This window comes from Methylobacterium sp. Leaf117 (assembly GCF_001422985.1).
In the GTDB taxonomy this organism is placed as follows: Bacteria; Pseudomonadota; Alphaproteobacteria; order Rhizobiales; family Beijerinckiaceae; genus Methylobacterium.
In genome coordinates, this window is sequence record NZ_LMNL01000012.1 from 299,119 (window position 1) to 313,615 (window position 14,497).

The window sequence follows — 14,497 nt, forward strand, 5'->3', positions numbered from 1 at the left end:
CTCAGCCCCCCGTCGCGAAGGTCTGGCCCGCGGCACCGGCGAGGTGCTCGACGATCGGGCCGAGCGCCAGGGAGGGGAAGAACGTCAGGCCGCCGACGATCAGGATGACGCCGACCAGCAGGCCGATGAACAGGCCGCCATGGGTCGGCAAGGTTCCGGCCGAGGCCGGAACGGTCTTCTTGGCGGCCAGCGCGCCGGCGATCGCGAGGGCCGGGAGGATGACGAAGAACCGGCCCACCAGCATGCCGATCGCCAGGGTGGTGTTGTAGAACGGCGTGTTGCCGCTCAGGCCGCCGAAGGCCGAGCCGTTGTTGGCCGCCGCCGAGGTGAAGGCGTAGAGGATCTCCGAGAACCCGTGCGGGCCGGCATTGGCGGGCCCGGCGAGGCCCGCGGCCAGCACGGTGGCGAGCGCGGTGAACCCCAGCATCATCAGGGGCAGGCACAGAATGGCGAGCATGGCCATCTTGACCTCGCGCGCCTCGATCTTCTTGCCGAGATATTCCGGCGTACGGCCGACCATCAGACCGGCCACGAAGATCGCCACGATGACGAAGACCAGCATGCCGTAGAGGCCCGCGCCGACGCCGCCGACGATGATCTCGCCGAGCTGCATGTTGATCATCGGGATCAGGCCGCCGAGCGCCGTGAAGCTGTCGTGCATGGCGTTGACGGCACCGCAGGAGGCGGCCGTGGTGACCACGGCGAACAGGGCCGAGGCGACGATGCCGAAGCGCAGTTCCTTGCCCTCCAGGTTGCCGCCGGTGAGGCCGAGCCGGCTAAGGACGGGGCTACCCGCACTTTCCGCCCAGTAGACGACCGTGACACCGGCGAGGAACAGCAGGCCCATAGCGCCCAGGATAGCCCAGCCCTGGCGCTCGTCGCCGACCATGCGGCCGAAGACGTTGGTCATCGCCGCCCCGAGGGCGAAGATCGAGACCATCTGGACGAAGTTCGACAGGGCGGTTGGGTTCTCGAAGGGATGGGCGGCGTTGGCGTTGAAGAAGCCGCCGCCGTTGGTGCCCAGCATCTTGATGGCGACCTGGCTCGCCACCGGGCCGAGCGCGAGGGTCTGGGTCTCTCCCTCCAGTGTCGTCGCCGCGATGGAGGGTCCGAGGGTCTGGGGGACGCCCTGGGAAACCAGAAACAGGGTGTAGAGAACGCAGAGCGGCAGCAGCACGTAGAGGGTACAGCGGGTGAGATCGACCCAGAACGAGCCGATGGTGCGAGCCGAGGCGCGGCTGAACCCTCGGACCAGCGCGACCGCGAGGGCAATGCCGGTGGCGGCGGACAGGAAGTTCTGGTGGGTCAGGCCCAGCATCTGCGACAGATAGGACAGCGTGCTCTCGCCGCCGTAATTCTGCCAGTTGGTGTTGGTGACGAAGCTCGCCGCGGTGTTGAAGGCGAGATCCGGCGCCACGGTGCCTTGCCCGGCCGGGTTGAGCGGCAATCCGTCCTGCAGGCGCAGCAGGCCGTACAGGGCCGCAAAGCCGAGGGCATGGAAGCCCAGCATCGAGAGGGCATAGGCGCGCCAGCCCTGCTCGCCCCGGGCATCGAGACCGGCGAGGCGGTAGAGCCCCCTCTCGACCGGGGCGAGCACGGGAGAGAGCAGGGTGCGCTCACCCTGGAAGACGCGCGTCATGTAGCCGCCGAGGGGCCTGACGAGCGCCAGCACGACCGCGCAGAACAGCGCGACCTGAATCCAGCCGTTGAGTGTCATGAAACGTCGTCCTGGAGGAGGATCCGGGGGGATCGCTTTGGGCGCGGCCGTCAGAACCGCTCGGGGCGGACGAGGGCGTAGGCGAGGTAACCGAGCAGCCCGAGGGTCACGAGGGCGCCGAGGGTCAGATCGAGGGTCATGGTGCGGGGCTCCAGGCAGCCGTGTCAGAGGCGTTCGCAGAGCAGCGCATAGCCGGCGCCCAGCCCGAAGAAGGCGAGCCCGGCGGCGAGGAAGACGATGTCGAGCATGGTACGTCCGATCCGGTCCGGCGGATCGAACGTGCGATGTCACGATCGATCCGGTCGGCCACCAGGATGGACGGGAATGGCGTTAGGGTTCGAGAGGGCGCGCGGTCCGATCTTATCAGGATTGCATAAGGATCGTGGCCCGACCGGGCGCGATGGGGCGAGCCTAAAGGCGCTTCGAGACGACGCCGAGGGCGAGAAGGACGTAGGCGGCGACGAAGAACCAGACCCTGAACTTGACGACGGTCGGACCGATCATCGGGATGCGCAGCGACAGACTGGCGATGGCCAGCCCGATCAGCACGAGGGACAGGAGGAACGTGAGGGTGCGCGGGGGCGAGAGCTTCAGCATGACGCGATCCTGCCGCGCCCGGGTTGAGAAGGCGTGAAACGCCGGGTCCTCCCGGCGGATGACACATCCGGAGACGGGTGGTAGATGGAGGCCGGCACCCCTGACTCCGTAGCTCAGCTGGATAGAGCAGCCGCCTTCTAAGCGGCAGGTCGTTGGTTCGAGCCCAACCGGGGTCGCCATTCCCTGATCTGCGATGTCCGGCTCGTCCTCTCCGAAACCCGCGATGCCTGTTGTCCGCAGATTGGCCGGAGGTCGCGGCCCGGTGGCTCGCGACCGTAGCCGATCATCCGATGGGCGGCTTCCCTACGGCCGAGCTGTGCATAACAAAATCCAGTCGGCGTGCCTCAAGCCAGGCGAACGGCGCCATGACACCGCATGCCCCCGCCCTTATCGGGCGTCATGGACCTTCAGAGGTGCCGTCAGACTTCGTGCCTGACCCACAATTTGGTCCAAGTGCCCAGCTATGCTGATCAGTGCACGCCAATCAGGACCGGACATGCTGCCACCGACCTCACCCATCTCCACCAAACGGAGCGATCTGGCGGTGTACGCGGAGGTCATTCGCGCCCTGATGCTACGCGACATGCGCACGCGGTTCGGCGCGTCCTACTGGGGCTACGTCGTCGTGGTTCTGTGGCCCGTAGCGCACATCTTTCTAATGGTTACGGTCATGTTGTTCCGCAACATGCCATCTCCGATGGGCAACAACCCTATCCTGTTCGTTGCGACCGGCGCCGTTCCAGCTCTGGTTTTTCAGTACACCTCTCGCGAGGCGATGAAAGCTATTCTCGTCAATAAACCATTGATGTACTACCCGCAGGTAAAATCCTTCGACATTATGATCGCACGGTTCATTGTTGAAACCGTGAAAGGCTTTCAGGGCTTGCTGATCATCATCGGGATACTTTTGCTGCTAGGCGTTGACCCCATACCGGAAGATCCGGCCCGGGCGATCGAAGGCTATCTCATGGCCCTTCTCCTGGGACTTGGCATGGGTGCCATCAACATCGGCATCATGTCATTCTTCCCTGGATGACTATGGGGATATATTGTATTCACCATTTCGATATACATGACATCCGGCGTGTTTTTCTTACCGCATATGCTTCCGAACGAGATCTATGAAATTCTCAAGTGGAATCCGGTGGTCCAGATCATCGAGTGGGTCCGACTCGCCTATAATCCGTCGCTGGGGATCACGGTCGATTATTTCTACGTCATGGCTTGGGGTTCGGGATCTCTCTGCCTAGGCTTGCTCATGGAACGCACCGTCGTCCGTCGATTCCAGTAATTCGGCCCGTTTCTGCAAACGGATCATGGTGCGGCTGAGCATCCGGCGATGCGCCTGAATCGCACGGCCAGGCCTTCCAAGCCCGACGCGCGCAACCTCTACCGCCTTTCGGACTTCACCGCCTTTCGGACTTCACCGCCTATCGGACTTGGGCGCCGAGGGTGCGGCGGGCGACGATCAGCGACAGGAGGATGTTCAGCGTGGCGATTGCCAGCAGAATCTCCAACAGGAGATCGAGTCCGAACCAAGCGGAGAGGGTGCCGCAGACCAACGGCGTCGCCGCTTGTCCCAGAAGCGGCAGCCGCGCCAGACGGCCCATCACCGCGGCGTAGTCGTGCTGACCGTAGAGTGACAGGGGCAGGGTGCCGCGCACGACGGTGCGCATGCCGTTGCCGGCGCCGTAGAGCACGATCGCGAGCCATGCCAAGGCGGGCGCAACGGCCAGAAGCAGGAGCCCGAGGCCGACACATCCGCTTGACACCAGCAGGGCCCAGGCGGGATGGGCCCGACGTCCGAACACGAGTTCGAGGATGCGGGCGCCCACCTGCGCGGGTCCGATCAGCGTGCTGAGCGCAACGGCGGTGCCGGCCGTCAGGCCCTTCGCCTGAAGCAGGAGGAGCAATTGCACCGAGACCGCCGTCATGATCACCGCCGCGCTGGTGAAGGTGACGGCGAGGATGCGCTCGCCCGGCAAGCGACAGGGGGCTGCCGGCTTGCCCGGAGCAGCATTCGCGGCAGGCGGCGAGGGCTCGGTCCGGGTCCCGGCCGGCAGGGCAAAAGCGAAGAGCGGCACCACCAGGACGACCGCCAGCGCGGCGTAGACGACACAGGTCAGGCGCCAACCGAGCGCATCGACGAGAAAGCTCGTTGCGGGCCAGCATAAGGTGATGGCAAAGCCGGACGCGATCGCGATCTGGGTCATCGCGCTCCGCGCCGCTGCGCCATAGGCCTGCCCGATCGCGGCAAAGAGCGGATCGTAGAGGGCACCGGCCATGCCAAGGCCAATGACCACCCAGGCGAGCAGGAAGGCCGGCAGGTTCGGCGCGAGGGCGAGGCCCACCTGCCCGAGCGCGAGGGTCAGGGTGCCGGCGATCAGCACCGGGCGACCGCCGTGCCGGCGGATCCTCCGCCCGACCCAGGGCGAACACAGCCCCGAGACCAGGATTGCCAGGGACAGGGCGCTCACTACCACGCCTTGAGGCCAGCCGGTCGAGCCCACGATGGGGTCGGCCACCACCGCCATCAAGAAGAAGGACCCGCCCCACAGGACGATCTGGGTGAAGCCCAGCGCCATGTTTCCGGCCAGCGTCGGCGCGCGCGGTGCAGGGCGCGGTTCTGCAATTCCAGACGTCACGCGCTGTGGCCGCTCATGAGGATTGTTTCGTGAGAGGAAGAGATTGGACGGAAACGGACAGGGCCGCCTCGGATCGAGGGTAACGCCCTCGGCCTGCATAGACGAGCGGCCAGCGGGGTCGCAAATGCGCTGTCATGCCCCGCGCTGGCCTCCGGTAGAGGGCCAAGCCCCGGGCCGACGACATCGCTCGCGTTCGGAATTTGGTCGTTGGACAGCGCCAATATTTCGGCTTGGAACCGGATCGCAGCCATGACGCTGTCCAGGCCGACGGCCGGTTTCGTTTGCGAACATAGCTGTGTAACTTGGTATCCCAGGATTGCGACCGGAGGCTCCATGAACCGTCTGACCGAGCGGGGTGGCCCGGAGCGAAGAACAAGCACCGAGACATCGGCCGTGGAGAGCCGCCGCGCCGCGATCGTGGCGGCCATCCGCCAACGCGGCTTCATGACGATCGAGGCCCTGGCGAGCCAGTTCGCCGTCACGGTCCAGACCATCCGGCGCGATCTCAACGAGCTCAGCGCCGCGGGCCGGCTGGAACGCTACCGCGGCGGCGGCGGCCTTCCGTCCAGCGTCGAGAACATCGACTACGCCGACCGGCGCACCACTCTGTTGTCCGAGAAGGCACGAATCGGCCGGCTCGCCGCAGGCCGGATCCCCTCGCACTGCTCGGTCTTCCTCAACATCGGCACCACCACCGAGGCCGTGGCACGGGAACTGGCGCAGCACGACGACCTCAGCATCATCACCAACAACCTCAACGTGGCCATCGGCCTGGCGGCGACCACCGCCTTTCGCATCGTCGTGGCGGGCGGCACCATGCGCAACCGCGACGGGGCGGTGCTGGGCCAGCTCACCTGCGACACCCTCAGCCAGTTCCGGGTCGATGTCGCGGTGATCGGCATCAGCGGCATCGACGCCGACGGGGCGCTCCTCGATTACGATTACGAGGAGGTGCGGGCGACCCAGACCATCCTGCAGCATGCCCGCCAGACCTTCCTGGTGGCGGATCACACCAAGTTCAGCCGTCGTCCCATGGTGGAGGTGGGCCGCCTCGAACAGATCGACACCCTCTTCACCGACCAGTTGCCGCCGCCCGAGATCATCGCGCTGATGGAGCGCCACGGGGTGACGCTGGCCGTGGCGGAAGCGGACGAACCGTAACGAACGTCAGTTTTCGCTTGCGAAAATCACGGCGTAAAGCAATATTCTTCCAACTCGAGCAACAGACGCGAGTCGGAGGAGAACCATGACGACAGTTTCGAACGTACGGGGGCCGGGGGCCTCCTACGATCTGCTCGTCATCGGGGGGGGCATCAACGGCACCGGTATCGCCCGCGACGCCGCCGGGCGCGGTTTGTCGGTCCTGCTCTGCGAACGGGGGGATCTGGCTGAATTCACGTCGTCTTCCAGTACGAAACTGATCCATGGCGGCCTGCGCTACCTCGAATATTACGAGTTCCGCCTGGTGCGCGAAGCCCTGGCCGAGCGGGAGCGCCTGCTGCGCCTGGCGCCCCACATCATCTGGCCGCTGCGTTTTGTGCTGCCGCACGACGAGGGGCTGCGTCCGGCCTGGATGCTGCGGGTCGGCCTATTCCTGTACGACCACCTCGCCCGCCTGCGGACGCTGCCGGGGTCGACGATGGTTCGATTGCGAACATCGCCCCTGGGCGCCCCGTTGCAGGATCGTCTGAGCAAGGGCTTCGTCTATTCCGACTGCTGGGTCGAGGACAGCCGCCTCGTCGTGCTCAATGCCATGGATGCCCGAGCGCGGGGCGCCGAGATCCGCACCCGCACCGGCGTCGAAACGGCCCGACGCATCGACGGGACCTGGACGGCGACGCTGCGCGACGAGGCGTCCGGACAGACCGAGACCCTTCGGGCCAGGGCCGTCGTCAACGCCGCCGGACCCTGGGTCAGCGAGACCCTGGGCACGACGCTGGGCGTCAACAGCCGCGCGGCGGTCCGGTTGATCAAGGGCAGCCACATCGTGTTGCGCAAGCTCTACGAGGGCGATCAGGCCTACATCCTGCAGCAACCCGATAAGCGCATCATCTTCGCAATTCCCTATGAGCGCGACTTCACGCTGATCGGCACCACGGACGTTCCCTACGCGAACGAGCCCGGACCGGTGGCCATCTCCGACGAAGAGACGCGCTATCTGTGCGACTGCATCAACCGTTCGTTCACGACATCCATCGGTCCCGGGGACGTGGTGTGGAGCTATTCCGGCGTGCGCCCGCTCTACGACGATGCGGCAGCCAACGCCTCGGCGGTGACCCGAGACTACGTGCTGGACCTCGACGATTCGGGCGGGCAGGCCCCCGCGCTCTCTGTCTTCGGCGGCAAGATCACCACCTATCGGCGCCTGGCGGAGCACGCCATCGAGAAGATCGCACCGCATTTTCCGAATCTGAAACGGCCCTGGACCGGGGATGCCATCCTACCGGGCGGGGGGATGCCGGAGGCCGATTTCGACACCTTCCTGGCGGCGTTCTCCCGCGAGGCCCCGTTCCTGCCGACCGAGACCGCCAAGCGCCTTGCCCGGGCCTACGGCACCGAGGCGCGCTCCATCGTCAAGGGCGCGCGCAGCCTTGCGGATCTCGGGGAAGCCTTCGACGGCGGTCTGACGGCGGCGGAGGTCGATTATCTCGTCCGAGTCGAGTGGGTGCGAACCACCGAGGACATCCTGTGGCGGCGCTCGAAGCTCGGTCTGCGCACCGGCCCGGACAGCGCCGCACGTCTCACCGCCTACCTGAGCCGCCGGGCCGAGGCGGCCTGAGACGGCCTTCGACACGTCGGAACCGCAGAGACATCGAAACCAAAGGTACCGGGAAATCAAAGACACCAGGAAATCAGAGATACCGGGACGGAAGACCCGGAGCAGCACGAACAGAACCACCCGCTGCCGTCCGGAGCCGGCCTGAAGACCGGCCCGGGACACGAGCGACGCACCCGTCCGAGGGAGGAAGACAGCCATGACCCAGTATGTCGGCGCCATCGACCAGGGCACCACCAGCAGTCGCTTCATCGTCTTCGACCGGGAAGGACACCTCATCGTCTGCAAGCAGCGGGAGCACGCACAGCTCTATCCGAGGCCCGGCCATGTGGAGCACGATCCACTCGAAATCTGGCGCAATACGCAGGACGTGATGCGGGACGCCCTCGACGCGGCCGGCCTGACGCCGAAGGATCTGCTCTCGATCGGCATCACCAACCAGCGCGAGACCACGCTGATCTGGGACCGGCGGACCGGCGAACCGCTGCACAACGCCCTGGTCTGGCAGGACACCCGGAACGACCGGCTGGTCACCGAGTTCGCCAGGGACGGCGGACGCGACCGCTTCCGGGCGCTGACCGGCCTGCCGCTGGCGAGCTACTTCTCCGGCCTGAAGCTGCGCTGGCTCCTCGACCACGTGGACGGCGCGCGGGAGAAGGCCGAAGCCGGGGACGTCCTGTTCGGCAACATCGACACCTGGCTCGTGTGGAACCTGACCGGCGGCCCCGAGGGCGGCCTTCACGTCACCGACGTGACCAATGCCAGCCGGACCCAGCTTATGTCCCTCGAGACCCTGGCCTGGGACGACGGCATGCTGGCGACCTTCGCCATCCCGCGGGCGATGCTGCCCGACATCGTCTCCTCGTCCCAGGTCTATGGCGAGACCCGCGTGCCCTTCGCGGGCGTGCCGATCGCCGGCATCCTGGGCGACCAGCAGGCGGCCCTGTTCGGCCAGACCTGCTTCCAGCCCGGCGAGGCCAAGAACACTTACGGCACCGGCTGCTTCGCCCTGATGAACACCGGCGAAAAACCCGTGCCCTCCACCTGTGGCCTCGTCACCACCCTCGGCTACAAGCTCGACGGACAGCCGGCGGTCTACGCGCTCGAAGGCTCGATCGCGATCACCGGCGCCCTGGTGCAGTGGCTGCGCGACAACCTGCACATGATTCAGGACAGCGCCGAGGTGGAGCGCCTGGCTACCACCGTGGAGGACAATGGCGGCGTCTATTTCGTGCCCGCCTTCTCCGGCCTGTACGCTCCGCACTGGAACGAGGGCGCCCGCGGGCTGATCATCGGCCTGACCCGCTATGCCAATCGCGGCCACATCGCCCGCGCCTGCCTGGAGGCCACCGCTTTCCAGACCCATGAGGTGCTGGAGGCGATGGAAACGGATTCGGGCATTCCCGTACGCGAATTGCGCTCGGATGGCGGCATGGTCGCCAATGTCACCCTGATGCAGTTCCAGGCCGATATCCTCGACGTGCCGGTGGTCCGCCCGAAGGTGGCCGAGACCACGGCCCTGGGGGCCGCCTACGCCGCCGGCCTCGCCACCGGCTACTGGAAGAGCACCGACGACCTCGTCCGCAACTGGGGCGTCGACCGCCGATGGGAGCCCAACATGGAGGCGGCCCAGCGCCGACGCATCACCGCGACCTGGAAGCGGGCGGTGAAGCGCGCCTTCGACTGGGACATGCAGGACGATTGAGGCGGGCGCCGCAGGCAGGCCCGCGCGATCGCGCGCTCACGGATTCCCTTACAGACCACGTCGGAGGACACGCCATGACGTCGCCATTCCTGGGCGAACTCTTGGGCACGATGGTGCTGATCATCCTCGGCAACGGGGTGGTGGCGGGCGCGCTCCTGCGCGGCTCGAAAGCGGAGGGTGCCGGCTGGATCGCCATCACCGCCGGATGGGCCTTCGCCGTGCTGGCCGGCATCTTCGTCGCGACCGCAGCGGGCAGCCCGGATGCCCAGATCAACCCGGCCGTCACCCTCGCGGCGGCCATCACCTCGGGCCGCTGGGACACGCTCGTCACCTACGTGCCGGCCCAGATGATCGGCGCCTTCCTGGGGGCCACCGTGGTCTGGCTGCACTACCTGCCGCACTGGGCCGTCACCGCGGATCAGGGCGCGAAGCGGGCCTGCTTCTGCACCGATCCTGCCATTCGCCACCCCATCGCGAACTGGGTGAGCGAGATCGTCGGGACCTTCCTGCTGATCCTCATCGTCGGCGCCCTGCTGTCGCGAAGCGTGGGCGCGGCGGGCTCCATTCCGACGGGGCTCGCGCCCTACCTGATCGGTATGGTGGTGTGGGGCATCGGCCTGTCGCTCGGAGGAACCACGGGCTACGCGATCAATCCGGCACGCGACCTCGGTCCCCGTCTCGCCCACGCGATCCTGCCCATCGCCGGCAAGGGCGACTCGGATTGGGGTTACGCGCTCATCCCCGTCGCCGGTCCGGCCATCGGGGCGACGCTCGCCGCCCTGGTCGTGCTGGCGATCGGGTTCTGAGGCGGGACGGGCTGGATCTCTGGAACGGCCTGGATTCCTTGAACGGCCTGGATTTTCTGGCGCCGCCCCTACCTTGAGGCGCAGCGGCGTCCTGGCTCGTGCCAGGAACGGGTTTCGCCGATGGAGCATTACGGCCGTCCATGATCTCCACACCGTCACACCTTCCCGCCGACGCGCAGACCGTCGCCCTCGCGGGGATCGGAGGCGATCTCGGCGGCCGTATCGCAGCGGCTCTGGTGGCCCGCGGCGTCCAGGTCCGGGCGCTGGTGCGGAGCGGCTCCACGGTCCCCGTGCCCGGCGTGACGGCGGTCTCGGTCGACTACGCGGATGCGGCCGCCCTCGTGGCGGCCTGTCGCGGCGCGGACTGCGTCGTCTCCGCCCTCAACGGCCTGGAGCCGGTCATCCTCGACGCCCAGGGGCGCCTGCTCGACGCGGCGGTGGCGGCCGGGGTGCCGCGCTTCATTCCGTCGGATTTCTCCCTCGACTTCACCGGAACCCAGCCCGGCGACAATCGCAACCTCGACCTGCGCCGCGCCTTCATGGCGCGGGTCGACCGAACCCCGATCCGTGCGACCTCGATCCTCAACGGGGCCTTCGCGGACCTGCTGACGGGGGACGCCCCGATCGTGCTGCAACGGCCGCGCAAGGTCCTGTACTGGGGCGATGCCGACCAGCTCTTCGACTTCACCACGAAGGACGACGTCGCGCGCTACACCGCGTCGGCCGCCCTCGACCCCGCAGCGCCGCGCTTCCTGCGCATCGCCGGAGACGTGGTGACGGCCCGCGAACTGGCCGCGACCATGTCCGACCTGACCGGCAGACCCTTCGGGCTGTGGCGGGCCGGGGGACTCGGTCGGCTCGGGCTGCTGATCCGCGTGGTGCGCGCTCTGACCCCGGCAAGCGACGCCGTCTTTCCGGCCTGGCAGGGCATGCAGTACCTGCGCGACATGGCGAGCGGGCGGGGCAAGCTGGCGCCGCTCGACAACGGTCGCTACGGGACGGTGTCCTGGACCGACGCCCGCACGGTGCTGGCCCAGGGTCTCTGATCGGCCTCGCGTCGGCCCTTCGGACCCCTTCCGATCAGGGGTGGTGCGGGCTCGAGGGGCCGGGATGACACCGGACCGATGTCGTGCCTGTCACGTCGGAGTTTTCCATTCCCCGCCAAGGCCTTCCATGCCGCGGCCGTCATAATCCTTGTCCGAAAGCTTGGACGCGCCTGACGACTTACCGGATGAACGCCGGCATGTTTCGAAATATTATTTTCGAAGACTTCGACTTTTGTGCCAAGCAAAACACCATTGCTTCGCAAGCCGCAATCCTGAAAGAAGCCATCGCGCGACACGTGACCGCCCAACCTCAAAACCTCACTTAACATCAGCGAACGACACGATCCCGTGTCGGCTGACCATGGTGCGCCGGACACACGAGACTGAATTTTACTGGATCTCGGCCGGCCGGGTTCATTAATCCGACATGACGTGATTGGATGTTGCAGCGTCGCTCTCCCGGCGCGTCCAGGCGGCATCGGCACAGGCTCGATGCGCAATCACAGTGTCGAAGGCCCCGTGTGGCGCCGGCCCGGTTGTGGCCGCGCAGGCCCGGGGCCGTTTTTTGAACAGGGCTTGCATGCGCATCGAGGCTCGATTCGGTCTGATCCTCGCCTTCTGCTTCGCCCTGGGCGTGGGCATCGCGGGCTACATCTCCTTCACCCTCGAGTTCCGCCAGGCGCAGGAGGAGATGCAGGAGAAGGCCAGCGTTCTCCTCACCATCGCCCTGTCCGTGCGCCGCTACACGGCGCAGGAGGTGGCGCCGCTGATCAAGCAACTCGACGACAAAGTCCATTTCCATCCGCAATCGGTGCCGTCCTACGGCGCGCAGAAGACCCTGGCCGGGCTCCAGAAGGAATTTCCGGATTACAGCTATCACGAGCGGTCGCTCAATCCGACCAACACGGCCGACCGCGCGGCCGATTGGGAGGTCGGCCTGTTCCGGGCGTTCCAGGAGAACCCGGCCCGGACGGAGCTCTCGGGAGAGACCGGGACCGCGACCGTCAAACGCTTCTATGTGAGCCGGCCCCTGCGGCTGACCGACCCGGCCTGCCTGGAATGCCACTCCACCCCCGAGGCGGCACCGGCCGCCATGGTCGCCAAGTACGGGGCGGGCAACGGCTTCAACTGGCAACTCGGGGATGTGATCGGCATCCAGCTCGTCGAGGTCCCCAAGAGCCCGATCGTGACGCGCGCCCTCAACGGGGTCCTGACCACGGTGGGGTCCCTCGTCTGCGTCTTCGTCCTGACGACGGCCATCTTCCTGCTGCTGCTGCGCCACTACGTGACGGGGCCGCTGGAGACCATCACCGGCGTGGCCCAATCGGTCAGCCTGAACCTGGGGCCGGCGCCGCAGCGGCGCGGCCGGGAGCTCGACGGGCAGTTCCACGATCTCGAACGCTCCATCACGCGGCTGAAGACCAGCCTCGACGCGGCGACGCGCTCGTCGCGCCCGCGCTCCGACGCCTGACGGAACCGGCGGCCCCATGTCCACCCTCGTCTTCATCGCGCTGGCGGCCCTCGTCTGGCTGCTCGACTTCACGGTGGCGCCCGACGACGGCCTCGCCAAGACTCTCCTGCCCGCCCTCGCGACGGGTCTCAGCGCCCTCGCCTTGGCCCGGCTGCTCGAACGGGCGCTCCTGCGCCTGCTCGCCGCGCGCGCGCGTCTGGGGAGTCATTCCGACCGGCTGCACACCATGCTGGCCATGGTGATCTATGCAGCGACCGCGCTGGGATGGCTGCATTACGCCCTGGGTCTCAACGTCACCAGTCTGCTGGCGACCTCGGCCGTCGTCACCCTGATCCTCGGCCTGGCTCTCCAGGCGACCCTTGGCAACCTCTTCACCGGGCTCTCTCTCGAACTCGAACGCCAGCTCCGGGTCGGCGACTACATCTTCAAGGGCCCGATCGAGGGCGAGGTCGTCGCACTCAAGTGGCGCTCGGTGTTCCTCAGGACGAGCAACAACACCCGCATCGTCCTGCCCAATAACGGGCTGACGACGGATGCCGTGGAGATCGTCCCCGGTGGGCAGCCGTCCCGACACACGGTCTTCTTCGCGGTCCGCTCCCACGTCCCGCCGATGGATGTGCTGGCCGTGACCGAGGATGTGCTCCGCAGCGGTGTGCCGAAGATCCACCTGGAGTTTCCGCCCTCGGCGGTCCTGGTGGGTCCCGATCCGGAACGCGGCTTCCTGCGCTACGGCGCCCGCTACTACACGCTGGAATGCCTGGAGCGGAGCAACATCGCCTCGAACCTGCAGGTCCGCCTCTGGTATGCCCTATCCCGCAAGGGCATTGCGATGGCGGGCTGGGGCGTTCCGCCTCGGGACGACGGGCGCCTCGTCGCCCCCTTGCCGCGCCTCGCCCAGGATCTCGTCGCCCGCCTGTTGCCCTTCGGCGAACGCCGGAGCTACGGTCCCAGCGAAGAGATCGCCCTGGGAGGCGGCGCGGCCCTCCTCCTGCGCGGCTCGGCGCGCGAGGAACGCGAGGCGCGCCTCGACGCGGAACGCGCTCAGCTCGCCCGTCTGCTGGATGACGGGCCGGACGAGCACGGCACCGTCCAGATGGCCGCAGCGCCCCTCGCCGTCATCGGGGAGCGCGCCGCCCGTCATCTCGGGCCTTACGCTTACGCCCTGGCGCACGGCTATGCCACGCGGACCGACGACCCGCGCCTGCTGCACCTCGCCCTGGCGAGCCATATCCAGGACGAACCCGACCGGGAGGTCTTCCTGGCCGAGGCGCCGCGCCACACCTCCCGCCGGCTCGAACCCGGCGCCGGCATCGGCTTCGCGCGCCTGCTCGCGCCGTCGACGCCCGGCAACGGTCGGATCGTGAGCAACCGTCGCTGCGAGATCCTGCACCTCTCGGCCGCCGCCCTGGGCGAGGCCATCGACCGCGCGGTGATCACACCAGCCGATCTCGCCGCCCACGACGCCGATCTTGCCGCGCACGATGTCGATCTCGCCGCGCACGATGTCGATCTCGCGCGCCGGCCCATCGATCCCGGCATCGCCCCGCCGGACGGGATGCCGGCGAACGCCCCGGCGTCGCAGGGCGATGCACTGACGAGGGTGGACATCCACTGAACCTCGCGGATCTGGGTGCGCGGAGCGGAAATTGTGGGCACGAAGAGCCGCGCGCGCCGTGGTCCCATCTTCGATACGCGGCAGATACGCGGGCGGAGAGACGGCCCTCGAAGCGACCC

Annotated in this window: 13 protein-coding genes and 1 tRNA gene; 10 read left to right on the forward strand and 4 right to left on the reverse strand. The window is 67.4% G+C overall.

Annotated elements, in window-relative coordinates; genetic code table 11:
• Position 1 precedes the first annotated feature (1 nt).
• The 3 genes from kdpA to ASF57_RS08450 all read right to left on the reverse strand — a co-directional run bounded on the left by kdpA (position 2) and on the right by ASF57_RS08450 (position 2,314).
• Positions 2-1,717: a potassium-transporting ATPase subunit KdpA gene (kdpA, locus tag ASF57_RS08440; RefSeq protein WP_056481915.1), complete on the reverse strand. Its 1,716-nt coding sequence runs from the start codon at positions 1,715-1,717 to the stop codon at positions 2-4.
• A 50-nt stretch (positions 1,718-1,767) separates the two neighbouring features.
• On the reverse strand, positions 1,768-1,857 hold the full coding sequence (locus tag ASF57_RS08445; RefSeq protein WP_056184556.1) for a K(+)-transporting ATPase subunit F: 90 nt from the start codon (positions 1,855-1,857) through the stop codon (positions 1,768-1,770).
• A 271-nt stretch (positions 1,858-2,128) separates the two neighbouring features.
• A complete protein-coding gene (locus ASF57_RS08450; protein WP_056481918.1) occupies positions 2,129-2,314 on the reverse strand; it encodes a hypothetical protein in 186 nt (61 codons plus the stop codon).
• 102 nt (positions 2,315-2,416) lie between these two features.
• Between ASF57_RS08450 and ASF57_RS08455 the strand changes: the two genes are divergently transcribed.
• Positions 2,417-2,493: transfer RNA gene (locus ASF57_RS08455), tRNA-Arg, on the forward strand.
• A gap of 317 nt (positions 2,494-2,810) precedes the next feature.
• On the forward strand, positions 2,811-3,350 hold the full coding sequence (locus ASF57_RS08460) for a hypothetical protein (protein ID WP_348528121.1): 540 nt from the start codon (positions 2,811-2,813) through the stop codon (positions 3,348-3,350).
• Between the two features lie 394 nt (positions 3,351-3,744).
• Here the strand turns inward: ASF57_RS08460 and ASF57_RS08465 are convergent, their stop codons facing one another.
• Positions 3,745-4,959 (reverse strand): MFS transporter, encoded by a 1,215-nt coding sequence (locus tag ASF57_RS08465; protein WP_056481921.1) that lies wholly within the window; start codon positions 4,957-4,959, stop codon positions 3,745-3,747.
• Between the two features lie 333 nt (positions 4,960-5,292).
• Here ASF57_RS08465 and ASF57_RS08470 point away from each other — a divergent pair, with 333 nt between their 5' ends.
• The 8 genes from ASF57_RS08470 to ASF57_RS08500 all read left to right on the forward strand — a co-directional run bounded on the left by ASF57_RS08470 (position 5,293) and on the right by ASF57_RS08500 (position 14,378).
• Positions 5,293-6,120 (forward strand): DeoR family transcriptional regulator, encoded by an 828-nt coding sequence (locus ASF57_RS08470; RefSeq protein WP_056481924.1) that lies wholly within the window; start codon positions 5,293-5,295, stop codon positions 6,118-6,120.
• Between the two features lie 85 nt (positions 6,121-6,205).
• The gene (glpD, locus tag ASF57_RS08475; RefSeq protein ID WP_056481927.1) at positions 6,206-7,738 is read left to right on the forward strand and encodes a glycerol-3-phosphate dehydrogenase; all 1,533 of its coding nucleotides are present in this window, start codon (positions 6,206-6,208) and stop codon (positions 7,736-7,738) included.
• A 196-nt stretch (positions 7,739-7,934) separates the two neighbouring features.
• Positions 7,935-9,440 carry a glycerol kinase GlpK gene (gene glpK / locus ASF57_RS08480; RefSeq protein WP_056481930.1) on the forward strand — a complete coding sequence of 502 codons (1,506 nt, stop codon included), beginning with the start codon at positions 7,935-7,937 and terminating at the stop codon, positions 9,438-9,440.
• A gap of 74 nt (positions 9,441-9,514) precedes the next feature.
• Positions 9,515-10,246, forward strand: a complete 732-nt coding sequence (locus ASF57_RS08485) for an MIP/aquaporin family protein (protein WP_056184544.1) — start codon at positions 9,515-9,517, stop codon at positions 10,244-10,246.
• A gap of 140 nt (positions 10,247-10,386) precedes the next feature.
• Positions 10,387-11,292 (forward strand): NmrA family NAD(P)-binding protein, encoded by a 906-nt coding sequence (locus tag ASF57_RS08490; protein ID WP_056481933.1) that lies wholly within the window; start codon positions 10,387-10,389, stop codon positions 11,290-11,292.
• Between the two features lie 83 nt (positions 11,293-11,375).
• Positions 11,376-11,618 carry a hypothetical protein gene (locus tag ASF57_RS25540; RefSeq protein WP_156376021.1) on the forward strand — a complete coding sequence of 81 codons (243 nt, stop codon included), beginning with the start codon at positions 11,376-11,378 and terminating at the stop codon, positions 11,616-11,618.
• A gap of 254 nt (positions 11,619-11,872) precedes the next feature.
• Positions 11,873-12,763, forward strand: coding sequence for a DUF3365 domain-containing protein (locus tag ASF57_RS08495; protein WP_056481936.1), 891 nt, complete (start codon positions 11,873-11,875; stop codon positions 12,761-12,763).
• A gap of 16 nt (positions 12,764-12,779) precedes the next feature.
• A complete protein-coding gene (locus ASF57_RS08500) occupies positions 12,780-14,378 on the forward strand; it encodes a mechanosensitive ion channel domain-containing protein (protein WP_056481939.1) in 1,599 nt (532 codons plus the stop codon).
• Positions 14,379-14,497: the final 119 nt, after the last annotated feature.